The organism is Microbacterium sp. PI-1 (assembly GCF_004337555.1).
Taxonomy (GTDB): domain Bacteria; phylum Actinomycetota; class Actinomycetes; order Actinomycetales; family Microbacteriaceae; genus Microbacterium; species Microbacterium aurugineum.
This window is the reverse complement of sequence record NZ_SJYZ01000010.1, coordinates 113,565-138,949: the sequence shown is the minus strand read 5'-3', so window position 1 is coordinate 138,949 and position 25,385 is coordinate 113,565. Positions and strand designations below refer to the sequence as shown.

The 25,385-nt window shown below is 70.1% G+C and carries 23 protein-coding genes; 14 read left to right on the top strand and 9 right to left on the bottom strand.

All coding sequences use genetic code 11. The features are described from left to right. The coding region (locus E0W80_RS10745) for a PspC domain-containing protein (RefSeq protein WP_131492431.1) at positions 1–647 on the bottom strand (647 nt) is incomplete at its 3' end. A 106-nt stretch (positions 648–753) separates the two neighbouring features. On the opposite strand from E0W80_RS10745, the gene E0W80_RS10740 reads away from it, so the two are divergent. The 3 genes from E0W80_RS10740 (at position 754) to E0W80_RS10730 (ending at position 3,959) form a co-directional block, all read left to right on the top strand. Beyond that, a complete protein-coding gene (locus tag E0W80_RS10740) occupies positions 754–2,007 on the top strand; it encodes an ATP-binding protein (RefSeq protein ID WP_240740508.1) in 1,254 nt (417 codons plus the stop codon). Further along, positions 2,000–2,656, top strand: coding sequence for a response regulator transcription factor (locus tag E0W80_RS10735; protein ID WP_047524580.1), 657 nt, complete (start codon positions 2,000–2,002; stop codon positions 2,654–2,656). The genes E0W80_RS10740 and E0W80_RS10735 overlap by 8 nt, the downstream gene beginning before the upstream one ends. A gap of 103 nt (positions 2,657–2,759) precedes the next feature. Further along, on the top strand, positions 2,760–3,959 hold the full coding sequence (locus E0W80_RS10730; protein ID WP_131492430.1) for an Ig-like domain-containing protein: 1,200 nt from the start codon (positions 2,760–2,762) through the stop codon (positions 3,957–3,959). Positions 3,960–3,978: 19 nt separating this feature from the next. On the opposite strand, the gene E0W80_RS10725 is transcribed toward E0W80_RS10730, so the two are convergent. Together E0W80_RS10725 and E0W80_RS10720 are read right to left on the bottom strand one after the other, a co-directional pair. Further along, complete coding sequence (locus E0W80_RS10725) at positions 3,979–4,386, bottom strand: DapH/DapD/GlmU-related protein (RefSeq protein WP_047524579.1); 408 nt, start codon at positions 4,384–4,386, stop codon at positions 3,979–3,981. 98 nt (positions 4,387–4,484) lie between these two features. Further along, positions 4,485–5,225: an alpha/beta hydrolase gene (locus E0W80_RS10720; RefSeq protein ID WP_131492429.1), complete on the bottom strand. Its 741-nt coding sequence runs from the start codon at positions 5,223–5,225 to the stop codon at positions 4,485–4,487. A gap of 73 nt (positions 5,226–5,298) precedes the next feature. Between E0W80_RS10720 and E0W80_RS10715 the strand changes: the two genes are divergently transcribed. Beyond that, positions 5,299–6,000: a WYL domain-containing protein gene (locus E0W80_RS10715; RefSeq protein ID WP_131492428.1), complete on the top strand. Its 702-nt coding sequence runs from the start codon at positions 5,299–5,301 to the stop codon at positions 5,998–6,000. Here the strand turns inward: E0W80_RS10715 and E0W80_RS10710 are convergent, their stop codons facing one another. Genes E0W80_RS10710 through E0W80_RS10695 form a run of 4 tightly spaced genes read right to left on the bottom strand, consistent with a single transcriptional unit; the run spans position 6,001 to position 13,937 of the window. Then, entirely contained in the window at positions 6,001–6,774 is a 774-nt protein-coding gene (locus E0W80_RS10710) for a DNA-formamidopyrimidine glycosylase family protein (protein WP_131492427.1), read from the bottom strand. Further along, positions 6,774–7,568, bottom strand: a complete 795-nt coding sequence (locus tag E0W80_RS10705; protein ID WP_131492426.1) for an EI24 domain-containing protein — start codon at positions 7,566–7,568, stop codon at positions 6,774–6,776. The genes E0W80_RS10710 and E0W80_RS10705 overlap by 1 nt, the downstream gene beginning before the upstream one ends. Positions 7,569–7,591: 23 nt before the next feature. Further along, the gene (locus E0W80_RS10700; protein ID WP_131492425.1) at positions 7,592–12,196 is read right to left on the bottom strand and encodes an ATP-dependent helicase; all 4,605 of its coding nucleotides are present in this window, start codon (positions 12,194–12,196) and stop codon (positions 7,592–7,594) included. 49 nt (positions 12,197–12,245) lie between these two features. After that, positions 12,246–13,937: an ATP-binding cassette domain-containing protein gene (locus E0W80_RS10695; RefSeq protein WP_131492424.1), complete on the bottom strand. Its 1,692-nt coding sequence runs from the start codon at positions 13,935–13,937 to the stop codon at positions 12,246–12,248. Between the two features lie 283 nt (positions 13,938–14,220). Between E0W80_RS10695 and E0W80_RS19305 the strand changes: the two genes are divergently transcribed. Next, on the top strand, positions 14,221–14,511 hold the full coding sequence (locus tag E0W80_RS19305; protein ID WP_205802332.1) for a hypothetical protein: 291 nt from the start codon (positions 14,221–14,223) through the stop codon (positions 14,509–14,511). On the opposite strand, the gene E0W80_RS10685 is transcribed toward E0W80_RS19305, so the two are convergent. Further along, positions 14,512–15,168: an alpha/beta fold hydrolase gene (locus E0W80_RS10685; RefSeq protein ID WP_194239287.1), complete on the bottom strand. Its 657-nt coding sequence runs from the start codon at positions 15,166–15,168 to the stop codon at positions 14,512–14,514. 72 nt (positions 15,169–15,240) lie between these two features. Between E0W80_RS10685 and E0W80_RS10680 the strand changes: the two genes are divergently transcribed. The 9 genes from E0W80_RS10680 (at position 15,241) to E0W80_RS10640 (ending at position 24,198) form a co-directional block, all read left to right on the top strand. Further along, complete coding sequence (locus tag E0W80_RS10680; protein ID WP_047524563.1) at positions 15,241–15,846, top strand: NUDIX hydrolase family protein; 606 nt, start codon at positions 15,241–15,243, stop codon at positions 15,844–15,846. A 275-nt stretch (positions 15,847–16,121) separates the two neighbouring features. Continuing rightward, positions 16,122–17,846 (top strand): dihydroxyacetone kinase family protein, encoded by a 1,725-nt coding sequence (locus E0W80_RS10675; RefSeq protein ID WP_131492423.1) that lies wholly within the window; start codon positions 16,122–16,124, stop codon positions 17,844–17,846. Beyond that, positions 17,839–18,303 carry a ribose-5-phosphate isomerase gene (locus tag E0W80_RS10670; RefSeq protein WP_131492422.1) on the top strand — a complete coding sequence of 155 codons (465 nt, stop codon included), beginning with the start codon at positions 17,839–17,841 and terminating at the stop codon, positions 18,301–18,303. The genes E0W80_RS10675 and E0W80_RS10670 overlap by 8 nt, the downstream gene beginning before the upstream one ends. Before the next feature lie 13 nt (positions 18,304–18,316). Next, positions 18,317–19,057 (top strand): triose-phosphate isomerase family protein, encoded by a 741-nt coding sequence (locus tag E0W80_RS10665; RefSeq protein ID WP_131492421.1) that lies wholly within the window; start codon positions 18,317–18,319, stop codon positions 19,055–19,057. A gap of 30 nt (positions 19,058–19,087) precedes the next feature. Continuing rightward, complete coding sequence (locus tag E0W80_RS10660; protein WP_131492420.1) at positions 19,088–19,810, top strand: GntR family transcriptional regulator; 723 nt, start codon at positions 19,088–19,090, stop codon at positions 19,808–19,810. Positions 19,811–19,922: 112 nt separating this feature from the next. Beyond that, positions 19,923–20,870, top strand: a complete 948-nt coding sequence (locus E0W80_RS10655) for a sugar phosphate isomerase/epimerase family protein (RefSeq protein ID WP_131492419.1) — start codon at positions 19,923–19,925, stop codon at positions 20,868–20,870. Between the two features lie 22 nt (positions 20,871–20,892). Continuing rightward, positions 20,893–21,867 (top strand): 3-hydroxyacyl-CoA dehydrogenase family protein, encoded by a 975-nt coding sequence (locus E0W80_RS10650; RefSeq protein ID WP_131492418.1) that lies wholly within the window; start codon positions 20,893–20,895, stop codon positions 21,865–21,867. Between the two features lie 11 nt (positions 21,868–21,878). After that, positions 21,879–22,649, top strand: coding sequence for an SDR family NAD(P)-dependent oxidoreductase (locus E0W80_RS10645; protein WP_131492417.1), 771 nt, complete (start codon positions 21,879–21,881; stop codon positions 22,647–22,649). A 154-nt stretch (positions 22,650–22,803) separates the two neighbouring features. After that, entirely contained in the window at positions 22,804–24,198 is a 1,395-nt protein-coding gene (locus tag E0W80_RS10640) for an MFS transporter (RefSeq protein WP_131492416.1), read from the top strand. An 81-nt stretch (positions 24,199–24,279) separates the two neighbouring features. Here E0W80_RS10640 and E0W80_RS10635 read toward each other — a convergent pair whose 3' ends face one another. Further along, positions 24,280–25,347: a low specificity L-threonine aldolase gene (locus tag E0W80_RS10635; protein ID WP_131492415.1), complete on the bottom strand. Its 1,068-nt coding sequence runs from the start codon at positions 25,345–25,347 to the stop codon at positions 24,280–24,282. Between the last annotated feature and the right edge of the window lie 38 nt (positions 25,348–25,385).

Sequence of the window (25,385 nt, the reverse complement as noted above, 5' to 3'; positions counted from 1 at the left end):
AGCGCGGTGTCGGAGACCTCATCGGCGAGAGTGGCATCCGCCCCCTCAGCGGTACCCGAATCGCTGAGGGGGTCGGATGCGGCCGGGGCCGCCCAATCTGCGGAAGCCATCGGCAGATCCGGCGCGGAAGCACCCGGGGTGCGGCGCATGGCGCGCACGATCAGGAAGAGCAGACCGGCGACGAGCACGAGCCCGACGATCCAGCTGACGACGGAGAGGGCCGACCACCCGTCGTAGCCGAGTCCGAAGAGACGTCCGGCCAGTGGTGCGGTCGGGAAGAGACCGATGACGGCCATCGCGAGGATGCCCCACTGCGCCGGCTGATAGTCGCGGCGGAACAGATCGCGGAGGTGGACCCGTCCGTCGATGTCGGGCAGCAGCGCCCAGGCCGCGGCGTACAGGAAGATCACCGGCAGGCCGAAGAGCGCCGCGACCACGAGGATCCCGCGGACGATCAGCGGATCGATGCGCAGCCGGGCAGCGATCCCCGAGGCGACACCGCCCAGCCAGCCCTCGGACCGGGCGACGCCGAGGCCGGCGACCCAGAGGAGGAAGCGTTCGGCTCCGCGGGGGATGCCGGTGCCCGGTGCGCCGACGGCCGGAGTGGCCTGGTCGGCAGGAGGCGGGGGTGCAGTCGGAATCGTCATGATTCGATCCTGGCGTCATCCGTGGGGCCCCTGCCATGGGGGGAACCCCTGAGTGGCCCCTGATTCTGGCCAGGGGAGGACCCGGAGCACCCATGCGGATGATTGGATGGGCGACATGTCCTCTTCGGCGCACGCTCCCGCGCGATCAGCGCCCATCGCTGCGCCGCGCCCGCCGCTGACCCGTGATCGCGACTGCCTGGTGGCCGGGGTGAGTGCGGGCCTCGCGCGACACCTGGGCGTGCGGGTGGGGCTGGTGCGTGCACTGTTCCTCGCGCTGACGCTGTGCGGCGGCGCCGGCATCCTCCTCTACGCCTGGTGCTGGGCCTTCACGCCGTGGAGCGAGGGGGAGGAGTCCCCGACCAGACGCGTACCGGTCGCCTGGCTGCTGCTCGCTCCCGCCGGTGTCGGGATCCTCATCGTGCTGGCCTGGCGCGGCGGCAGTGACTGGTTGAGTGGATCCATCCCGCCCGATCTCGCCGCGGTCGTCGTCGGCGGCACCGTGGGCTTCGCGACGGGCGCCGGGCTCTGGGCGACCCTGATCGATCGCACCGACACCGCGCGCGGACCGCGACACACGATGACCGTCCGGATCCTGGCTCTCCTGCTGCTCGCCCTGCTGTTCACGGTGCTGCTCTCCTGGCCCGTCGCGCGCTCGGGGGTGGCACTCGTGCTCCTCCCTCTCGCCGGGCTCGCTGCGGTGATCTCCTCGGCCCTGATCCCGCGATGGCGCGAACTGTCCGGCGAACGGGTGCGCCGCATCCGCGAGGAGCAGCGCAGCCAGATGGCCGCGCACCTGCACGATTCGGTGCTGCAGACGCTGGCGCTGATCCAGAACAGGGCAGGAGCCTCCAGCGAGGCGGCCCGCCTCGCCAGGGCACAGGAGCGCGAGCTGCGCGCATGGTTGTACGACGGCGACGCACCGGCCGACAGCGACCTCCCGACGGATCTGCGTGACTACGCAGGGGCCCTCGAGCTCGACTATCCGGTGCGCATCGACGTCGTGTCGGCGGGCCTCTCCACCGAGCGCGCCAGCGGGGAACTCGCGGCGGCGGCCCGAGAGGCGATCCTGAACGCCGCGCGGCATGCCGGCGGGGACATCTCGGTGTACATCGAGGGGAGCGCCGCGGGCGTCGACGTCTTCATCCGGGACCGCGGCGAGGGCTTCGACCTCGACGATGTGCCGAGCGATCGCCTCGGGGTACGGGAGTCGATCATCGGCCGGATGCGTCGTGCCGGTGGTACCGGAGCGGTCCGCAGCGACGCGAACGGGACCGAAGTGCATCTGAGCATTCTGTCGGCCCCGCCGTACGACCGGGCGGCGGGGCGACCGATCCCCACCCGGGAGGACGACCATGCCTGAGAGCATCCGCGTCGTGATCGTCGACGACCACTCGATCTTCCGCTCCGGCCTGCGTGCCGACCTCGATGCGAGTGTCGACGTGGTCGGCGAGGCGGCGGACGTGCCGTCCGCGATCGCCGTGATCGCGGAGACACAGCCGGACGTCGTCCTGCTCGACGTGCACCTGCCGGGTGGGAGTGGCGACGATGCCGCGGGCGGAGAAGCGGTGATCCGCGGGTCGGCCACGGCAGCGCGGTTCCTCGCGCTCAGCGTCTCGGATGCTGCCGCCGACGTCGTGCGCGTGATCCGGGCGGGCGCCCGCGGCTACATCACCAAAGGGTCATCGGGCATCGAGGTCAGCAGTGCCGTGCACGCCGTGGCGGACGGGGATGCGGTCTTCTCACCACGGCTCGCCGGGTTCGTGCTCGACGCCTTCGGAGCGGTCGCCGGTGAGACCGCGACGGCGACCGACGAACTGGATCGCCTCTCCGCGCGTGAGCAGGAGGTCATGCGGCTAATCGCCCGCGGCTACGCCTACAAGGAGGTCGCTTCGGAGCTCTTCATCTCGATCAAGACGGTCGAGACGCACGTGTCATCCGTGCTGCGCAAGCTGCAGCTCTCCTCCCGCCACGAACTCACCGCGTGGGCGTCGGAGCGCCGCCTGCTGTAGTCGTGACGCAGGATCGGCTTGTGCGTCGGTTCGATTCGCGAGACTCTGGCCTGGAAACGAACCGGGAGCCGAGCCATCGGCAGCACAGCAGAACGGAGCGATCATGCGCGTACGCAGGGCCTTCGGAGCGATCAGTGCGGTCTCGGTGCTGGCCTTCGCTTTCGCGTTCGCCTCGCCGCCACGGCAGGCTTCGGCCGTCGAGATCGGAGACGTGTTCACGTCGATCACGATCTCGCCGGTGCTGGGAACGCCGTGGCAGCAGACAAGCGATCCCACAGCGGTCCCCGATGGATCGCTCGTCGATGTGTCGTTCGCCTTCGCCCTCCCCGACGAGGCCACAGCCGGCGATACCGCCAGCATGACGTTCCAGAGCACCGGGGGCGTCACGACATCGGTCGCCGACCTGGCACCCTTCCCCATCCTGTCCGAAGACGGGGAGACGATCGCCACCGTCACCGGGGCAGGGGACACCGTGACGGTGACCTTCGCTCCGTATGTGGACACGCATACCGCCGTCAGCGGATCCGGGACCTTTCAAGCCAGAGTGAGCGCCGCGGCTGCCACGCCGACGCCGTCAGCGTTCGGCATCCCCATCGCGGTGTCCAGCGGTCAGTTTCCTGCGACCGTGAGGATCTACCGCGTCACCGAGCTCATCACCGAGGTCACGGGCGTGCGTGGAGCGGTGCTCGACGACACCTCCCTCGAGTGGAGATACTTCAGCGCCATCCCGCTGTACAACCTCGATCTCGCCCTGATGGATGGTGCGACCGCTGTGGATTGCGCGGCGCTACAGCTCGAATACCGTGATGCCGCGTGGACGACCGGCGATCCGTATCCGAGCGACGCGCAGTTCGGCGCACCGGTCGACGTGGCCACCGCGAGTTGCACGCCCGTATCCTCGGGACTCGACGCGGCTTCGCAGGTCGTCAGCGTCGTTCCGGAAGCGCAGGTCCCCGCCGGGACGCTCCGCGAGTTCCGGCTCATCGCCGGCATCACCTCGGACGAACAGCCCGAGTTCCAAGCCGTGCTCGCGACAAGCGATGCGGGGTCCACGCAGACCCTCGCGTTCGTCGGGTTCGCGGAACGACAGACCGCACGTGGCGTCGGGCAAGGAACGCTCATCCCGCTCCCGCCCGAGCCGGACCCAGACACGTCGGGCGGCGGCACGACGCCACCCGACACTCTGGCAGACAGCGGAGTGAACCCGAGCGCGCTACCGGGACTCGGCCTGGCCCTGGTCGCGCTCGGTCTCCTGGTCGTCACCGGTGCGCGCCGGGTCAGGCACACAGCGATCCAGGAGTGACGACCCGGCTGTCACCCCGTCAGGCCGCGAGCCACAGCCCCTTCTGATCCGTCGCGATGGTGAGCCCGGCCGCGACGGTCTCGTCGTCGCCGATCCTGGCGCCGCGGATGATGCGCGCTCCGGCGCCGACATCGGTGCGGACCCCCACGTAGGCGTGGTCGCCGATCGCGGCACCCTGGCCGATGTGCGCGTGCGCGTCGACGAACGCGCCCTCCCCGACCACGGCGTCTTCGTCGATCCAGGCGCCGCGGGCGATGGTCGCCCCGGCGCCGACGCGCGCGCCCGGTTCGATGTAGGCACCCGCCTCGATGTGCGCCTTCGGATGCACCTTCGCGCCATGCGCGACGAGACCGCGACCGTTCGCGTGCTTGCGGTACCGCAGCGTCGCTCCCTGGTCGTTCTCGATGTCGACGTAGTTCTTACCCACGATTCCTCCCGTGCTCCGGAGTCTCTTCCGGATATATCAACAACCACGGCAGGGGTGGATTCATTCCCTCGGATGGATGTCCTCGGTGTCGGCGGTGCTCAGCCCACGCGCGAGGCCGCGTCGCGGATCGCCATTGCGAGATCCGCGGGACGGCTCCACATGGGCCAGTGGCCGGTGGGCAGGTCCACGAGCTCCAGATTCTCGAGTGCGTCGACCTCGGCGAACATGGGGTGTCCGGCGCGGGCGAGTTCCTGCAGCTGCGCGCTCGGGATCGAGCAGCAGACGATGGTGGTGGGGATCCCGCGGCGCGCATCGTCGGAGAGGGGCACCGGAGCTCGGAGCACGGGTCCCGGCTCGGGGACCGCGCGTTCGCGGAAGCGGTCGAGCATCGCGGTGCTCAGGCCCTCGAGGCTGGCCTGCTGTCCGAGAACGTCGAACGGTGGCAGGGGCAGCGCCTCCACCGTCTCCGGGAGGTCCGGTGCGAACACGCTTCCCGGCGCGACCGGGCCGGAATCGACCCACACCACACGGCGGACGAGCGCGGGGTGCCGATCGAGGACGATGCTGACCGGAGCATTGGCTCCGCTGTGCCCGACGAGCGCGACCGGCTGCTCCGCCGTGGCTCCGGAGCGCAGGACGGCCGCTTCGATCGCCGCCGCCTGCTCGTCGAGGGTCCGCGAGGAACGGTCGGGGTCATCCGGATCCAGGCCGGGGAGTGTGAGCGCGATGGCGTCCGATCCGTTCGCCGCCAGGTGTGCGCGCACCTCGTCCCAGGCCCATGCGCCGAGCCAGTGGCCCGCGATCAGGAGGATGGTCGGAGTACTCGATGCTGTCGTCATGACCCGATGCTCGCACGGCGTGCGGACAGCTGTATGGCACTATTTCTGTCATGAATTCATCGGAGTGTGCAGAGTGAGGCGGACCGAACGACTTCATGCGCTGTCCGAGATGCTGCGTCGCGGCGGAACCAGGGGTTACCCGGCCGAGCGGCTGGCGGCGGAGTTCGAGGTGTCCGTCAGAACCGTCAAGCGAGACCTCGCCGCCTTGGCGAGCAGTGGCGCGCCCGTCTGGTCGAGACCCGGACCCGGAGGAGGCTACGGACTGGCTCCGAGCGCGAATCTGCCGCCGATCACCCTCTCGCCGGCCCAGGCGGTGGCGCTCCTGGCGGCTGTCTCCGCGGCGTCCGACGCCCCGTACGCCGATCTGGCTTCGGCCGGGGTCCGGAAGATCCTGGACGTCCTCGATCCCGCCACGCGCGGCCGCGCGGCCGACCTCGCACGTCGGATCTGGGTGGCGGGGGCGCCCTCGTCCGCACGCACCGTCCGGTCGGTCCTGGAGGAGGCGATGTCCGCGCAGCGTACGGTCCGCATCCGCTATACGTCGCGCGTCGGGGCCACGACCACGAGGGAAGTGGAGCCCGTGATGTTCGCCTCCACGAACGGGCAATGGTACCTCGTCGGGTGGTGCCTGCTGCGCGACGCGATGCGCTGGTTCGTCGTGTCGAACATCGAGAAGGCGACCCTGACGAGCGCGGCCTGCAGCGGCCATACCGTTGCGGAGGTCGGAACCCCTCCGCCGAACGCCAGGCCCGTGCTCGTCAGCGACGGCGAGTGACTAACGCTGACACGACGGGCACCAGAAGGTCACGCGTTCGCGTGTCGGATCCGCGCCCTGTTCGCCGCGTCGGATGAGGGTGCCGCAGCGGCGGCAGGGGCGCCCGGCGCGGCCGTAGACCCAGGTGCCCTGACCCGGTCGATCGATGCCCGTGAAGGTCCTGCTGCGGCGGTCGCGGTTGGCGCGGATGGTGCGCACACCGAGGTCGAGAAGCGCGGAGACATCGACCTCCGGCGTCGGCGTCGTCGGCAGGATCCCCCGGAGGAACAGGAGCTCTGCAGCGTACTCGTTGCCGAATCCCGCGACGTTGCGCTGGTCGAGGAGGGCGACGTGGATACTGCGGGCGTCGGCACCGAGCCGCCGGTTCGCCTCGTCTGCATCCCAGTCATCGGCGAGCGGGTCCGGGCCGAGATACCCCACCAGCTGTTCCTCGTCGCGGGTCGGGACGACCTCGATCTCGGCGAGATCGACACCGACGGCCTCACGGTCGGCCGTGCCGATGATCGCACGGACCTTGAAGGCCGGATGCCGCCACTTCTCGCCGTGGCGGTAGACGAACCACGCCCCGTCCATGCGCAGATGGGAATGCAGGGTGCTGTCGCCGATGCGCGCGAGCAGGTGCTTGCCCCGGGGCACCACCGCGTGCACCCGCTGACCGGTCAGATCCAGGGTGGCGAAGCGGGGGACACGAAGGTCGAACCGGGTCACCTCGGACCCGGCCAGAGCCTCGTCGAGGCGTCGCGCCGTGCGGAAGACCGTGTCGCCCTCGGGCATCAGGGAGCCTCGGACGGCGCGGGTGGAGGCGGGAGCAGCGGGGGGTGAGGGGAGGCCGTGACGGCGGCACGAGCGAGCATGTCGCGCGCCAGCACGGTGCTGCCGGCGACCGCAGCCGGCATCACCGCGACGGCACCACCGGGAATCAGGAAACAGAGCTGGGTGGCGACGCCGAAACCGAGCACCCGCGCCCGGCTGCCCGAGAACAGGGCGGCACGGTCGGCCGGACTGAGGTCACGAGCGTCGAAGGCACGCCCGGTGAGTTCGCGCGCCAGCAGTCGGCCGGTCAGCACCACACCCGCGATCGCGCCGAGGAATCCCCCCACGGCAGGGAGGAAGCCGATCAGGAGGACCAGGATCGCGATCAGGATGCCGAGCACCACGAGACGCAGCCCCTCGCCGATCGTGGTCCAGAAGCTGCCGCCGTCGGCGGGAGGAGCATCACCGAGATCGACCTCGACGGCGTGCCAGATGCGCTGGTAGAACGGGTCGCCGATGGTCAGCGTCAGTGCGCTGAAGACCACGCTGGCGAGGGCGAGGGCGGCTGCGACGACCACGAAGCCCACGGCCGCGCGCAACAGGCCCTTCCACGGCTCGATCCATCCCTCCGCGAACGGCGTGAGCCACGCGGAGACCGAAGGCATGCCGATCACGAGCGGGATCAGCGCTGCGGCGAGGATCAGGACCGCGATGATCGCAGGGATCAGACCGAGCATCATGAGCCCGGGGCGCGTGCGCCACAGCCCGAACCCGTGCAACAGCGTGCGGACGCCGGTGGCGAACTCTCGGATCATGGCTTCCAGCGTAGGTGCATCGTTCAGGTGACCTTGCGGAGGGTGTAGCCGCGGGGCGTCGCCACGAACCCCGCCTCCTGCAGGGCGAGGGCGAGCTCGGTGCCGTAGACGCCCTCGCCGTTGATCTTCTCGACCGTGAGGGTGTCGAGCCGGCGTGCGCGTGCGGTCGCCGCGAGATCGGTGGCCGCGGCCCGCAGCACGTCGCCGTCTTCGCTGAACGCGAGCACCGTGCGTCCGCCGCGCTCGAGGGAGAGGACGAGTGTTCCGTCGACGAGGACCACGAGCCCGCCGGCCTTGCGCCCCGGGCGGTGCGAGACGCCGTCGAGCTTGGGCCAGCCGAGAGCGGCACCGTAGGGGTTGGCGGGGTCGGTGGCGGCAAGGGTCACGGCATCGCGTGGGGGCGGATCGGCGAGTCCCGCATAGGTGCGCAGACGATCGACCGTTCCGGACGCGGCGAACTGGGCGGCCCCGAGCTTCTCGATCACGTAGCCGCGACGACAGTGCCCGGCCTCTTCGAAGCCGGCCAGCACGCGGTACGCCTGGGCGAAGCCGCCGGGGAGGCCCTCCGCCTGGACCGCACCGCGGGTGACGACACCGTAGCGATCGAGGAGGAGGCCCGCGGTCACGGTGGCCCGGCGGGAAGCATCCTTCTCGGTGGGAGGCAGCAACGACCATCGGCCTCCGATCGACGGCGGCCTCGGCGCGGCGGAACCGGTGAAGGACACACCGCGGTAGGTGCGGGCGCGGGGGGCGCGGCGTTTCACCTTGTGCGCCTGCGAGCCGCCGGCGAGCAGGGAGCGGATCGGCGCGAAGGTGTCGTTGGTCACGTAGCCCGACCAGGTCAGCGACCACAGCGCTTCGAGGACGGACTGCTCGTTCTCGGCGGCTGCCATGTCTTTCAGCTGCCCTGCGAAGTACGCGCCGCCGACGTCGAGGGCGATGAGGATCCGCGACTCCAAGGAATCGGAGGCAATCTCGGCATCGGGCTCCGGCAGCGTGAACGGCGCGAGATCGGCGGGGTGCATCGACACCCAGCCGTCGCGTCCCGGGAGCGTGCCGTGGCCGGACCAGATCACCTCGCCGGCTGCCGTGAGCTCGTCCAGAAGGGCGGGCGTGTAGTCGCGCACGCGAGAGGGCAGCACCAACGATTCCCACGCGCTCGCAGGGATCGGCACGCCCGCGAACTGCTCGATCACGGCGAGCACGCCGTCGACGCCTTCGAGAGGGCGACCGATGTGCTGCCAGTCGGGGAGGAAACGGGCGTAGGCCTCGGGGGAGACCGGTTCGACGGATCCGCGGATCGCGGCGAGCGAGCGCATGCGGAGCCGGCGGAGCACCTCGGCGTCGCACCACTCGATCGCGTCGCCGCTCCCGGCGGCCTCGGGGAGGAAGTACCCGCTGGTGAGGCGCCCCGCGGTCTCCAGGCGCTGAAGCGTATGACGGGCGACCGCGGCGCCGAGTCCGAACCGGGTGGCGACAGCGTCCGTCGTGAACGGGCCGTGCGTGCGGGCATACCGGGCGATGAGATCGCCCAGCGGATCGGCGACGGGTTCGAGGAACGCGACCGGGATCCCCGTCGGGAGTGCGGCGCCCAGCGCATCGCGCAGTCGCCCGGCATCCTCGATGGCGGCGACACGGCTCATCCCGCCGACCGTCACGGGGATCGCGCGCCGGGCCGCGACCAGGTCGCCCAGCAGCGCGGCGGCGGCATCCGCCCCAACGGTGCCTCCCGCTGCGCCGGGCACGCTCTCCGGGTCGAGGCGCAGGGCCACTTCCTCCGCATCGAGCGGCCCGAGCATGCGCAGCAGATCGGCCACGCCCTCGATGCCACGCGCGCGACGGTCGGGGTCGAGCCGCTGGGCCTCGCGCTCGAACTGGACGAGCACCTCGGGGTCGAGGAGTTCACGCAGTTCCACCGTGCCCAGCAGCTCTCCGAGGAGCGCAGGGTCGACCGACAGCGCGGCTGCCCGGCGTTCGGCGAGGGGCGAGTCGCCCTCGTACATGAACGCGCCCACATAGCCGAACAGCAGATCGCGGGCATAGGGCGACGGCTGGCCGGGCTCGGTCTCCACCAGGCGGATCCGGCGGTCGGCGATCGACGTCGCGAGGGCGCGCAGGGAGGGGAGGTCGTAGACGTCTTGCAGCACCTCGCGCAGCGTCTCGAGGATCACGGGGAACGTGGGGTGGCGCCTGGCCACTTCGAGCAACTGCGCCGACCGCTGCCGCTGCTGCCACAGCGGGGTGCGCTTGTTCGGGTTCATGCGGGGCATGAGCAGCGCGCGTGCCGCGCACTCGCGGAAGCGGGAGGCGAACAGGGCCGAGCCGCCCACCTCCTCCGTCACGATGTGCTCCAGCTCTTCGGGCTCGAACACGAACAGTTCGGCGCCCGGCGGCTCCGCCTCCGCGTCGGGGATCCGCACGATGATGCCGTCGTCGCTCGCGACAGCCGATCCCTCGACGCCCAGGCGTTCGCGTACGCGGGCGTTGATCGCCAGCGCCCAGGGCGCGTGCACCTTCATGCCGTACGGGGAATGCAGGATGACCCGCCAGTCGCCGACCTCGTCGCGACCTCGCTCCACCGTGAGCATGCGGTCGGTGGGGAGCGTGCCCGTCGCCTCGCGCTGCTCCGTGAGGTGCGCCAGGAGGTTCGCTCGAGCCTGCTCGTCGAGGCCCGCATCGATCAGTCGCTGTGCCGCCTTCTCGGGAGGTGCCGTCGACACCTCCCGCGCGAAGGCGCCGAGCGCCTCGCCGAGCTCGAACGGCCGGCCGATGCCGTCGCCGTGCCAGAACGGCACCTTGCCGGGCTGTCCGTAGGCGGGGATCACGTTGACACGGTCGTGGGTGATCTCGGCGATCCGCCAACTGGTCGTGCCGAGCGTGAACACGTCGCCCACCCGCGATTCGTAGACCATCTCCTCATCGAGCTCGCCCACGCGGGCACCGGTGGTCTCGCCGGCCACGAAGACCCCGAACAGTCCTCGGTCGGGGATCGTCCCGCCGCTGGTCACCGCGATGCGCTGCGCGCCGGGCCTCCCGGTCAGCGTCCCCGCGTCGCGGTCCCAGACGAGTCGCGGACGCAGCTCGGCGAACTCATCGGACGGGAAGCGTCCGGCCAGCAGATCGAGCGTGGCCTCGTACGCGGAACGCGGGAGGGACTGGAACGGTGCCGAACGACGGACGGTCTCGAACCACTCCTCCACGCTGATCGCACCGAGGGCGCTCGCCGCGACGGTCTGCTGGGCGAGGATGTCGAGCGGATTGCGCGGCACCTGGATCGCCTCGATCTTCCCCGCCAGCATCCGCTCGGTGACGATCGCGGTGTGCAGCACATCGCCGCGGTGCTTGGGGAAGAGCGCGGCACGGCTGATCTCGCCCACCTGGTGTCCTGCGCGTCCGACGCGTTGCAGGCCGGAAGCCGCCGACGGCGGGGCCTCGACCTGGATCACGAGGTCGACCGCACCCATGTCGATGCCGAGTTCGAGGCTGCTCGTCGCGACGACGCAGCGCAGGACGCCCGACTTGAGCTCTTCCTCGACCTGGGCGCGCTGCTCCTTCGACACCGATCCGTGATGTGCCTTGGCGAGCACGGGATCGGCGCCGGCCGTGGCTCCGGCCTGCGCCATCATTGCCGCAGGGACCGTCGCCGCGGGCAGCTCCACGCCAATCCGCTCGGAGTGGATCTCGTTGAGACGACCTGTGAGCCGCTCGGCCAGGCGCCGCGAGTTGGCGAACACGATCGTCGAGTTGTTCTGCAGGATGCGGTCGACGATCGCCTCCTCCACATGCGGCCAGACCGAGCCCGTGACTTCGGTGTACTCCGCATCCACGGTCTCGCCCGCGACAACGGGCGGGGGCGGCGGATTGGTCATGTCGTCCATCGGTACGACGACCCCGAGTTCGAAGGTCTTCGATGCCGGCGGTGCCACGATCTCCACCGGAGCCGACCCGCCGAGGAACCGCGCGACCTCGTCGATCGGACGCACGGTTGCCGAGAGGCCGATCCGTTGTGCCGGTGTCTCGATGCCGTTCGTGCGGCGCAGCGCGTCGAGGCGTTCGAGACTCACGGCCAGGTGCGCGCCGCGCTTGGTGGCGGCGACGGCGTGCACTTCGTCGATGATCACGGTGTGCACGCCCCGCAGCGTCTCGCCCGCGCGGCTTGTGAGCATGAGGTACAGCGACTCGGGGGTGGTGATCAGGATGTCGGGCGGATCCGACACGAGCTTGCGGCGGTCGCTCGACGTGGTGTCGCCCGAACGCACTCCCACCGTGACCGCGGGCGCGGGCACACCGAGGCGGCGCGCGGACTGGCCGATGCCGATCAGCGGGGAGCGCAGATTGCGTTCGACGTCGACGCCCAGTGCCTTCAAGGGGGAGATGTAGAGGATGCGGGTTCGAGGCTCGCCCTTCGACGGGAGCGCGGCCTCGGACGTGCGTTCTCGGAAGACGCTGTCGATCGACCACAGGAACGCCGACAGCGTCTTTCCGGAGCCCGTGGGCGCCACGACCAGAGCGTGCTTCCCGGCGGAGATCGCCTCCCACGCACCCGCCTGGGCCGGGGTGGGCGCGGGGAACGCACCCCGGAACCAGTCCTGTGTGGCCGGGGTGAAGCGGTCGAGCACATCGCTCATGTCTCCATCTTCGTCGAGGCCGGGGACATCCGGGCCGTCCTCCCGCGCGTCAGGGCTCCAGCGAGACCTCCCGCAGCGCGCCGTCCTCGTCGATCTCGAGGGTGAGGTCGAGGTCGAGCCGACGCAGGAACGCGTCGTCATGGCTCACCACGAGCACCGCACCGCGGTAGGCGCGGAGGGCGTCGATGAGCTGGTCGACCGTGTCGAGGTCGAGGTTGTTCGTCGGCTCGTCCAGCACCACGAGGTGCGGGGCGGGGTCGGCGAGCAGCAGCGTCGCCAGCGCGACGCGGAAGCGCTCGCCGCCGGACAGCGCCGACACCGGGCGGTCCGCGGTGGCCCCTCGGATGAGGAACCGGGCGAGGCGGTTGCGCAGTTCCTTCTCCGGTACGTGCGGCGCCGCGGCGGCGATGTTCTCGAACACCGAGCGCTCCTCGTCGAGACCGTCGACCCGCTGCGGCAGGTAGCCGATCAGGTCGGTGTGGGCCTCGGCATGCAGGCTCGGGCGTTCAGAACTCCTCAGATCCTCGGCCGATGCGGTGGAAGCGCCCGTTTCCGGGGCAGGGGCGGCGGTTTCTGAGGAGTTGTGAACACCGCCGGCCACCAACCGCTCCAGCAGGGTCGTCTTCCCGGCACCGTTGCGCCCGATCAACGCCACCCGCTCGGGGCCCTGGATCACCCAGGCCCGCTCGTGATCGCCGATCGTCGCGATCCGGCGGCTGCGCGACATTCCGGGATCGGGCAACTCGATCTTCATCGACGCCTCGGAGCGCACGCGTCTCCCGGCGTCGTCGAGCACCGACCGTGCGGCATCCTCTTTCGCCCCGACCTCGGTGCGGAGCCTGCCGGCCGACACCTCGGCCGCCATCTTGCGGCCGTGGGCGATGATCTTCGGGACCCGCTTCTCGATCTCGGCCTTCTTCGCCGTGCGTGTGCGGTGGGCGAGCTTCACCTCGGCCTCGATCCGCTGGTGCTTCTCCTTGCGGAACGCCTGGGCGGCGGTGACCTCGGCCTGTTTCGCCGCATCCTGCTCGGCATCCAGCCAGGCGCGCCACTGCGAGTACGGTCCGCCGAACACACTGAGCGTCTGGGCGTACAGCTCCGCGGTGTCGTCCATCAACTCGAGCAGGGACAGGTCGTGGCTGACGACGATGAGCGTGCCCTTCCAGGCGCGCACCATCGTGCCGAGCTTCGCCCTGGCGTCACGGTCGAGGTTGTTGGTCGGCTCGTCGAGCAGCGTGATCGGCGCGCGGCGCAGGCGGATGCCGGCGATCGCGACCAGGACCGCTTCGCCGCCGGACAGCTCGCCGACCCTGCGATCGAGGAACTCCGGCGCGAGGCCGGCTTCCGCCAACGAGGCCTCGGCGCGCGCCTCGATGTCCCAGTCGTCGCCGACGGCGTCGAAGTGCGCGGGATCGATGTCGCCCGCGCCGATCGCCCGGACGGCGTCGAGCGCCGCGGAGACGCCGAGAAGCTCCGCGACCCGACGGTCGACATCGAGCGTCAGCTGTTGCGGGAGATACGCGACATCGCCGGACGCCGTGACGATGCCCGAGGTGGGGTCGAGCTCGCCGGCGATCAGCCGCAGCAGTGTGGACTTGCCGGCACCGTTGCGACCGACCAGGCCCGTGCGACCGGAACCGAAGCTGCCGGAGACGCCGTCGAGCGCGATCGTGCCGTCCGGCCAGGCGAAGGCGAGCCGGTCGAGGGTGACCGATGCGTGAAGGGAAGTGGGTGTTGACATGGGTGTCTCCTGTCGAGTGCGAGGGTGCACTGACACCGAGCACCGGCCGGACGTGTGGAGTCACAGGTCGCGGAGGAGCGGTTCTGCCGTGGAGTCGGCGATCGTCGGGTCAGCGCGCGGGAAGAGAGGCGCGGAGGCGACGGATCAGATCAAAGGACTTCCAGACACGGCGGACAGGACTCCCCGACGATACCCGGGCGTGTCGGTGCCGCGCAACCCGGGCGTGTCGCGCATCCGTCGCGCGGGGGATGCCGCCGTGCGCAGGGATGCGTAGCGTGGAGGCATGGCAGATCGAGGTCCGAGTCCCCAGGAGTCCCGTTCGCGGATGGGGCTGGGCGTCGGTCTCGCGCTCGGAATGGCGATCGGCGTGTCCCTCGGCTCCGCGCTGCAGAACTGGGCGCTCGGCATCGGGATCGGGATGGCGATCGGCATCGCGCTCTCCGTCGCCATCACGTCCGGCGGCACGTCACGCCGCCCTGCCGAGGGTGAGGCCGAGGACGAGGAATCCGAGGACGGGGAGGGTGACTTTCCCACGGGCGAGCCTGATGTCGACGGGGATCGGCCCCCGCGCTGATCAGGGCGACGGGATCCGCTCGAGCCACTTCGCCAGGAACCGATGCACGTCGACCAGCTCCTCTTCGGAGATGCTGTGGGTCAGACCCGTGTACACCCGTCCGGAAAGCTCGGAGTGCGCGGGGAGCCACTGTGCCGTGTGGTCGATCAGTGCGGTCGGGATGACGTCGTCGTTCGTGCCGCGGCCCCAGAACACGGAGGGGCGCAGTTCGGTCAGCGCCTCGTCGTTCGGCAGCTCGCCCGGTGCGGCGTATCCGCTCAGCGCCACCACGGCGTCGATGCGCTCGGGCGCGAGTCGCAGCGCTTGCAGTGCCACCGCGGCACCCTGCGAGAAGCCCAGCAGAGCGACCGACGGGGCATCTCCGACGGCCGTGGCGAGCCACTGCAGGAAGGCCTCGCCGGCAGCGGTCACGGCCTCGGGGGCGCGCCCTTCGAGTCCCTCGATCGGATACCACGAGCGGCCCGGCATCGGCCACGGAGGCGTGAGGGGTGCAGCGACGGAAGCCACGGCGATGCCCTCCGGCAGATAAGGGGTGAGCCCGAAGAGGTCGTGCTCGTCGGCCCCGTAGCCGTGCAGAAGGACCAGCAGCGGCATCCGTCCGCGGTCGAGGGACGACCATCGGGTCGCGGTGTCGTCGATCGTCAGGTTCTCGCTCACACCGTCATCCTGCCAGCAGCCGCCGACGTGGGGCCGGTGTCGGTCCGAGGAGGCGGCTGGTAGAAAGGACACATGGCGGTCCGTACACCTGATCCCGACCCGGAGCCCGAAGACGAAGGTCTCGGCGCTTTCCGAGACGCGAACCCGCCGGCTCCGGATGCGAACCCCGGCTGGCTGAGCGAGTTCGAGCTGGAGGAGGCGCGGCGGCGACTGCCGATGCTCTACGTCGAGGCGATCCCCGTGCGCACCGACGGCTCCGGCCAGGTGACCGAGATCGGCATCCTGCTGCGGTCCACCCCGATGGGGGAGATGACGCGCACGATCGTTTCCGGACGTGTGCGCTTCGGGGAGACGATCCGCGAGGCGCTCTTCCGACACGTGGAGAACGACCTGGGCCCGATGGCCTTCCCGCTGCTCCCGCCGCAGCCGCTGCCGTTCACGGTGGCCGAGTACTTCCCGATCCCCGGCGTCAGCGCCTTCCACGACGATCGGCAACACGCCGTGTCGCTGGCCTTCGTCGTGCCCGTCACCGGAACGTGCGAGCCGCGCCAGGACGCGCTCGAGGTCACCTGGTTCTCGCCGGAGGCCGCAGGATCCGACGCGGTCGCGGCCGAGATGGAGAACGGTCGAGGCACCCTGATCCGTCAGGCTCTCGCGAGCCTGGGTCTTCTGCGATAGCACCCGCGCCCGGCACCCTTCGCGCCCGCCAGCCCCCGCGCCCGGCACTCCCGCGACCGGCACTCCCGCGCCGAGACCCCGCCTGCGCACCGAGACCCCGCCTGCCCGCCGAGACCCCGTCCTGTCCGCGTCAATAGCAGGGGGCTTCGGCGCGCAGGCGGGGTCTCGCGCGTGCCCGCTCCGATCTCCGCGCAAGTTGAAGACTCCTGTCATCCCATTTCCTATAGGATCGACGAAAAGATGTAGCCCGCATCTGTTCCGCAGAGGAGACCGCAATGACGCGTTTGTTCGATCAGCCCGACGATTTCGCCGCAGATTCCGCCGTCGGCTTCGTCGCCGCCTCGAGTCGCTGGGTGCGTCCTGTGAGCGGCGGTGTCGTCCGCTCGACCCGGGGTGCCGACCCGACCGTCGCGGTGGTGATCGGCGGCGGGAGCGGGCACTATCCCGCCTTCGCCGGTCTGGTCGGTCCCGGCCTCGCGCACGGGGCCGTCATGGGCAATCTGTTCGCCTCGCCGTCCGCGCACCAGGTGCACGCGGTCGCCACGGCTGCCCACGAGGGGCGCGGAGTCCTCCTCAGCTACGGCAACTACGCGGGCGACGTGCTCCACTTCTCGCGAGCGCAGGAGCGGCTCCGTGCAGCGGGGATCGACTGCCGGACCGTCACCGTCACCGACGACATCTCCAGTGCCCCGGCGTCGGAGCATCGGAATCGGCGGGGCATCGCCGGGGATCTGGTCGTCTTCAAGATCGCGGGCGGCGCGGCCGAGGAAGGGATGTCGCTCGATGATGTCGAGCGCGTGGCCGTCCTCGCCAACGAGCGCACCCGATCGCTGGGTGTCGCCTTCAGCGGCTGCACACTGCCGGGCGCCGAGGAACCGCTGTTCACGGTCCCCGAGGGGCGCATGGCGGTCGGTCTGGGCATCCATGGCGAGCCGGGCATCGACGAGGTGGACGTGCCGACGGCGACCGGCCTGGCCGAGCTGTTCGTGTCGTCGCTCCTCGCCGAGGTTCCGGACGGCGTCGACGTCGCCGGCGCCAGGGTCGTCCCGATCCTCAACGGTCTCGGAAGCGTGAAGTACGAGGAGCTCTACGTGGTCTACGCCGCTGTGGACCGGCTGCTCTCCGAGGCAGGACTCACCGTGGTCTCGCCGGAGGTGGGGGAGTTCTGCACCAGCTTCGACATGGCGGGAGTCTCGCTCACGCTCCTCTGGCTCGACGAGGAGCTCGAGCGCCTCTGGCACGTGCCCTGCGACACTCCCGCGTATCGCCGGGGCGCGGTCGGCGGTCGCATCGCTCGCGACTCGGTGCTCCTCGCCCCGGAAGACGAGGTCGTCATCGGCCCGGCCAGCGAGGCCTCCCGTCGCGCCGCCGCCACGATCGGACGAGCGCTCGATGACATCGCGCACATGTTGCACGCCCAGGCCGAAGAACTCGGTCGTCTGGACCGCATCGCCGGCGACGGCGACCACGGCATCGGGATGCAGCGGGGGAGTAGAGCAGCATCCGCCGCTGCGGCGACGGCCATCGCTGCCGGAGCGGGAGCGCGTACGGCGCTGCACCGTGCCGGCGACGCCTGGGCCGACCAGGGCGGCGGCACGTCGGGGGCCATCTGGGGCGAGATGCTCGGTGCCCTCGGCGCGGCGCTCGGTGATGACGCGGTGGTCGACGCCGCGGCGGTCGGCGGCGGGATCGTACGGATGAAGGAAGCCGTCATGTCCTACGGCAAGGCGACGGTGGGCGACAAGACGATGATCGATGCGATCGTCCCGTTCGCGGACCGGCTCGGCGCCCGCCTCTGCGCCGGCGACGATCTCACGGTGGCGTGGGCGGATGCCGCGGAGACCGCGAGCGTCGCCGCGCAGGCCACCGCGACGCTCACCGCCCGCCTCGGCCGTGCCCGCTCGCACGGGGACAGGAGCCTGGGCACCCCGGACCCCGGTGCGATCTCGTTCGCGCTCATCACGCACACCGTGCACCACATCCTGGAAGGGGATGACTGACATGACACTTCGTCTCGTCATCGGTTCGGACGACGCCGGACACGTCTACAAGGAGCGCATCAAAGCCGACCTGCTGGCCAATCCGCAGGTCACGGAGGTGGTGGATGTGGGGGTGGACGCCGACGGTCACACGCACTACCCGGCGATCGCCACGACCGCTGCGGAGAAAGTCGCTGCGGGAGAAGCGGATCGAGCGATCCTCATCTGCGGGACCGGTCTGGGCGTCGCGATCGCCGCCAACAAGGTGGCGGGCATCCGCGCGGTCACCGCACACGACTCGTTCAGCGTCGAGAGATCCGTCCTCTCCAACGATGCGCAGGTGCTGTGCATGGGACAGCGCGTGATCGGGGTGGAGCTCGCGCGTCGCCTGGCGGCGGAGTGGCTGACCTACACGTTCGATCCGGAGAGCGCCTCGGCGGCGAAGGTGCGCGAGATCCGCGCGTACGAAGGATGCTGAACGCGGGCCCCGCATGCTGATCGGGGCGAGCCTGAAGATGTACTTCTCCCATGCGCGGACGCGGGAGTGGGTGTCCGCGGTGGAGGAGCTGCTCGACGCCCATCCGGCGCGGGACGCCGTCACGGCCTTCGTGCTCCCGCAGTATCCCTCGATCCCGGCCAGCATCGCGCACGGCGGGCGGCTCCTGGTCGGTGCGCAGGATGTGGCCGCCGAGGACCGCGGCCCTTTCACGGGGGAGGTGTCGGCGGAGGTCCTCGCGGAGCTGGGCTGCCGGTTCGTCGAGGTGGGGCATGCCGAGAGGCGCCGTCTCTTCGGTGACACGGAAGAGGTGATCGCCGCTAAGGTCCGGGCGGCTCTGCGCCACGGGCTCATCCCGATCATCTGCGTCGGTGAGGCGGAGCGCGTGGATGCCGACGGTGCCGCGCAGGTGTGCATCCGCCAGGTTCGCTCGGCTCTCGAGGCGGCGGATGCTGCAGATGTGGGCGGCGAGATCGTCATCGCCTACGAGCCCGTGTGGGCGATCGGCGCCCCGGAACCCGCCGATCCTGCGCACATCCGCGGGGTGTGCGGGCGACTGCGCACGCAATTCGGGAGCGGTGCGCGCGGGGCGAAGGTGATCTACGGAGGAAGCGCGGGACCGGGGCTGCTGAGCGGCATCGCCGAGAGTGTCGATGGGCTCTTCCTCGGCCGATTCGCGCACGATCCGGCCGCAGTTCGTGACATCCTCGATGAAGTGGACGCGCTGACTCGGTGAGCTGCGTCCCCCTGATCCGGAAGAGGGACGATGGCCACAGCACGTGACGGCAGCCTGAACGGGCTCGACGCGACGATCGAGCGCCGAGGGCTGCGCGACCACGTGTACGAGCGCATCCTGCGGTTGCTGCTGAGCGGAGAAGCGGCCCCGGGGGAGCGGCTCTCGATCGACACGATCGCCCGTCAGCTCGACGTGTCGCCGACGCCCGTCCGCGAGGCCATGGTGCAGCTCGAACGCACCGGGCTCGTGACCCGCGAGGCGCTCAAGGGGTACCGGGTCGCCCCGCCGCTCGGTCTCGCGCAGTTGCGGGAGCTCTTCGACGCGCGCATCATGCTCGAAGCGCGCGCCGCTCGCATGGCGACGCCGGCCACCCCGCAGATGCTCGAGGAGCTCCGCGTCGCGGAAGAGGCGCATCGTCACATGGGCGAGCGCGTGATCACGGCTCTGCGCGCCGGTGCCACCGACGTCGAGCTGACCGCCGCGTACTTCGCGGCCGATGCGGCCTTCCATCGCGTCGTGTTCGCCCACTGCGGCAATCGCTATCTGACCGAGATGTCCGAGACGCTGGGGGCGCAGCTGCACCGCATGCGCCAGTCGATGCTGCATGGGGTGACGGACGTGCGCGAAGCGATCGCCGAGCATGAGGCGATCGTCGATGCCTTCGCGAGCGACGATGCGGACGCCCCGGAGCGACTCATGCAGCACCATGTCGAGCAGGTGCGGGCTCGCTCGCTCGATCTCGAGCAGGACTGAACGCACGGAGAGCGCCGCCGGGATGACCGCGCGAAGCGTTGCTTGACTCTATGCCTATTTCCTATAGGATCTACGAAGAGTCGCTCGGACTCATCACGTCAACGGAGTCGTCATGAACGCATCGCTGCACCCCTTCACCCGCGAGAACTGGCCCATCGCCGTGTGCATGCACGGATTCGCGCCGATCGCCGCTGACGGCAGTCGCCTGCATGACGCCTCGGGCGAGAGCTGGGACGCGATGTTCCGACAGATCGCGCGCCTGGGCTTCACCGCGGTCGAGATCGCCGACAGCCACATCCGACCTGCCGACCTCAGCCCCACCCGTCGCGCCGAGCTCGCGGCGATCGCGAACAGCCACGGGGTCGAGCTCCTCTCCGTGCACGTGCAGCGTCAGAGTGTGATCCAACCGGGCAGGGGCGAGCAGAATCTCGCCTACGCCCACCGGGCCATCGATGCGGCGGCCGAGCTCGGCATGCGCGTGTTCTCGACGGGTCTGCATCAGCCATTCACCGAAGCACAGCGCGCGGCGCTCTGGTTCTGGACGGCCCAGGGACCCGTCGACCCCGACGACGCCGAGACCCGTGCCCTCGCCGTGCGCCGGCTGCGCGAACTCGGCGAGCACGCCGGCTCCGTCGGTCTGCCGATGTCGCTCGAGATGTACGAGGACACGTATCTCGGCACCGCCGACAGCGCCGTGCGCCTGATCGAGGAGATCGGGCTCGACAACGTCGGCCTGAACCCCGACATCGGCAACCTCGTGCGCCTGCATCGACCGATCGAGGACTGGCGGGAGATGCACGAGAAGACCCTGCCGTACGCGAACTACTGGCACGTGAAGAACTACATGCGCGACGAGGCCGGCGACGGTACGTGGCAGACGGCGGTGCCGACCAGCCTCGAGCTCGGCCTCATCAACTATCGAGCGATGGTCGCGCACGCGGTCGAGGTCGGGTTCCGCGGGCCCTTCCTCATGGAGCAGTACGGGGGAGACAGCCTCGGTGTCTGCGCCTCCAACCGTGACTACCTCCGAACGCTGCTGCCGGACTCGACCGACGCCTGAACGAGAAGGACCAAGGAGAACCATGAAGAATGAGAACGGACGTCCCGTATACGCGGTGGTCGGCAGCGGGTACATGGGCGGAGGCATCGCCCAGTCGCTCGCGCTGTCGGGGGCGGACGTGCGCATCGCCGACGTCGATATCGAGATCGCCCGCGGCAATCGTGATCGCCTGATCGCCGAGGCGGCGCAATTCGCGGCGGACGAGCTCTTCCCCGTCGACGCGGCGGCCATCGTCGCCGAGCGCCTGACCGCGGCCACGATCGAAGACGCCGTCGCCGGGGCCGACTTCATCGAGGAAGCGGTGCCGGAGAAGATCGAGATCAAGCACGCGACGCTGCGCCGCATCAGCGCCGCCGCCGACCCCGCGGCGATCATCGGGAGCAACACCTCGACGATCCTGATCGGTCGTCTGGCGGAGGCCGTCACGAACCCCGAGCGGTTCCTCGGTGTGCACTTCTCCAATCCCGCACCGTTCATCCCCGGAGTCGAGCTGATCCCTCACGCCGGCACGGACGAGGCGGTGGTGTCCGTCGTCGAGGGCATCATCGCCGCCACCGGCAAGGAGACCGCGCGCGTCACGGATGCGACCGGTTTCGTGCTCAACCGCCTGCAGTACGCACTCTTCCACGAGGCGACCCAGCTGGTGGAGGAGGGCGTGGCGACACCGGAGGACATCGACACGATCGTGCGCACCACCTTCGGCTTCCGGCTTCCGTTCTTCGGGCCTTTCGCGATCGCCGACATGGCGGGACTCGACGTGTACGCCTTCTGCTACGCCTCGCTGCAGACGGAGTTCCCGGAGCGGTTCGCGACCCCGGCCATCCTCGAGGACCTCGTCTCGGCAGGGAAGCTCGGAACGAAGTCCGGCGCAGGATTCCTCGACGTCCCCGCCGATCGCGTCCCCGAACTCGTCGCCTATCGCAACAAGGCGTATGTCGCGATGAAGAAGCTGAGCGACGAGCTCGGCCCCGCCCCGGTCCGTCCCCTCCAGAGCTGAAGGAGTCCGCCGTGGCATCCCCCTTCCCCGAAGAACGCACGGTGATCCTCACCGGAGCGGCGAGCCCCCGCGGCATCGGCCGTGCGGCCGCCTTCCATCTCGCCGCGCGCGGGTGGAACGTGGGCATCATCGACCTCGACGTGGAGGCCGCCACCCGCACCGCGGCCGAGGTCGCCGAGACCCATCGCGTGCGCGCCGCCGGAGTCGGGGCCGACGTGTCGGACCACGACCAGGCCGTCGCCGCGGTCGATGCCCTCGAAGGGGCACTTCCGCAGATCGTGGCGCTGGCGACCTTCGCCGGTGTCTCGTCGCCCGTCCCCTACCTGGACGTCACACCCGAGGAGTGGCACCGTGTGCAGCGGATCAACCTCGAAGGGACGCACTGGGTCACCCAGCGCGTGGCGCGCACACTCGCCGAGAACGGCGTCGGCCGGCTCGTCGGCATCTCCTCGGTCTCCGCCCAGCGCGGCGGCGGCACGTTCTCGAAGACCCCGTATTCGGCGTCCAAGGCCGGCGTTGTCGGACTCATGCGCTCGATCGCCCGTGAGCTCGGCCCGCTCGGTATCACGGCGAACGTGATCTCGCCCGGCCCCATCGACACCGACATCATGGGCGGCACCCTGACCGAGGCACGGAAGACCGCGATGGCCGCGGACGGCGTGCTTCCCCGTATCGGCACCCCGACGGACATCGCCGCGGCGGTCGCCTACCTGATCAGCGAAGACGCCGGTTTCGTGACGGGGCAGACCCTGAACGTCGACGGCGGCCTCTACATGCACTGAAGGAGAAGACCATGAAGCGCACCTGGTCCCGGGGCCGCATCGCCTTTCTCTCGCTCGGCGTGATCTGCGTGGCCGTCGGCCTCTTCCTGATCATCCCGGCACTGGGCGCCTGAGCCCACCGTCCCTCGCGAGAAGCACTCAAAGGAGAGTCCACATGTCACCCATCCCGTCCGGTCCCACGACACGGGCAGACGCCGACGTCGCGTCGGATCTGCTGTCCAGTCCGCATCTCGCCAGCGGCATCAAGAAGGCCACTTTCCGGCTGATGCCGATGCTGATCATCCTCTACTTCGTCGCGTTCCTCGATCGCACGAACGTCGGTTTCGCGGAGGCTGCGCTCGAGGTCGACCGCGGCATCACCGCCGGTGCCTACGCCCTCGGTGCGGGCATCTTCTTCATCGGGTACGCGCTGTTCGAGATCCCCTCGAACCTGCTGCTGGACAAGTTCGGAGCGCGCTTCTGGCTCGCCCGCATCGCAATCACCTGGGGCATCGTCGCCGCCGCGTTCGCCTTCGTCAACGGTGAGCCGATGTTCATCATCCTGCGCTTCCTCCTCGGCGTGACCGAGGCCGGCCTGTTCCCCGGCGTGATCATGTTCCTGTCGCAGTGGTTCCCGAACAAGCGTCGCGTGCAGATGTTCGCGCTGTTCTACCTCGCTCAGCCCTTCTCGCAGATGCTCGGCGCGCCGCTCTCGGGCGGACTGATCAGCTTCGGCGACCAGTTCACCCCGTGGGCCGGGTGGCAGGTGATGTTCTTCGTCGAGGGCGCGCTCGCGGTACTCGCCGGCATCGCCGCGTTCTCCTTCCTCGTCGACTCCCCGCAGAAGGCGAAGTTCCTCGATGACGACGAGAAACGCGCGCTCAAGGAGGTCATGGCGCATGAGGACGCCGTCAAGGAACAGGACGGTCCGCGCGGTATCGGGGCCGCGCTGATCAGCGGGAAGGTGTGGTACTTCACCACCATCTACTTCTGCCTGCAGATCGCCGTCTACGGCACGACCTTCTACTTGCCGCAGCAGGTCTCGAGCCTGATCGGGGAATCCGTCGGGTGGCAGGTCGGCCTCGTCTCCGCCATCCCGTGGGCCTGCGGCCTGTTCGCCTGCTACTACGTCGGCAAGCACGCCACGACGGTGCGGCGTCGCCGGACCTGGGGTGCGCTGTTCTTCCTGATCACAGGACTGGCGATCCTCGTCTCGGCCTGGGCCGGCGCGAACGGGCAGGGCCTGCTCGGTATCGTCGCGATCACCGTGGCCGTCGCGGCGTTCCTGTCGACGGGTCCGATCACCTGGTCGTTCCCGACGTCGTTCCTCACCGGAGCGGCCGCTGCGGCGGGTATCGGTCTGATCAACTCGTTGGGCAACCTCGGAGGGTTCGTCGCGCCGATCATGCGCACCGCCGTCAACGAGTCGATCCCGACGGACAGCGGCGCGTGGGGAGTGGTGTCGCTCGGTGTCTTCGCGTTCCTCGGAGCGATCCTGATGTGGGCGACGCGGTTCTTCAGCGCGAAGGCCGATGCCCTGCTGGGCCCGGAGAGGGCGTCCGGAGACTGACGCGGACGGAAGCGGACGGGCGGGCGCGCATCCCTCGGGGTGCGCGCCCGTTCCAGGAGCACCGCGCCGAGGTCGCCCGGGTCAGCGCCGGGTGAGGCGGGAGAGCTCGGCGACGAACGCGTCGACGTCGGCCTCCTCGGTGTCGAAGCCGCACATCCAGCGGACTTCCTTGCGGGCGGCATCCCAGTCGTAGAAACGGAACGAGTCGCGGAGCTGGTCGGCGACGCCCTCGGGCAGCGTCGCGAACACGCCGTTCGACTGAGTCGGCTGCGTGAAGCCGACGCCGTGGATGGATCCTTCGGCGATGCCGGCCTCGATCTCGGAGCGCAGACGAGCCGCCATGGCGTTGGCGTGCTGGGCGTTGCGCAGCCAGAGGTCGCCTTCGAGCAGCGCGATCAGCTGGGCCGAGACGAAGCGCATCTTCGACGACAGCTGCATGTTGAACTTGCGCGAGAATCTGAGGCCTTCGGCGGCGTCGGGGTTCAGCACCACGATCGCCTCGCCGAGCATCGCACCGTTCTTGGTGCCGCCGAACGTGAGCACGTCGACGCCGACGTCCCGGGTGAAGGCGCGCAGGGGCAGGTCGAGGGCGGCGGCGGCGTTGGAGATGCGGGCGCCGTCGAGGTGCAGCTTCATGCCGCGCTCGTGCACGTGATCGGCGATCGTGCGGATCTCTTCTGCGGTGTACAGGGTGCCCAGCTCAGTGCTCTGCGTGATCGAGACCACCAGAGGCTGTGCCCGGTGCTCGTCGCCCCAGCCCCAGGCCTCGCGGTCGATCAGCTCGGTGGTGAGCTTGCCGTCGTCGGTGGGAACCGTCAGCAGCTTGAAGCCGCCGATCTTCTCCGGGGCGGCAGCCTCGTCGACGTTGATGTGCGCAGTCGACGCCGCGATCACGGCGCCCCAGCGCGGGAGCATGGACTGCAGGCCGGTCACGTTCGCACCCGTGCCGTTGAACACGGGGAACGCCTCCACGCCGTCGCCGAAGTGCGCCTGGAAGACCTCCTGCAGGCGGGCGGTGTACGCATCCTCCCCGTAGGCGCTCTGGTGACCGCCGTTCGCCGCGGCGATCGCCGCGAGGACGTCGGGGTGGATGCCGGAGTAGTTGTCACTGGCGAAGCCGCGGATCGCGGGATCATGCTGGATGCTCACCGCTCAAGCCTAATCGCCCTACCGAATGTCCCCGCCCC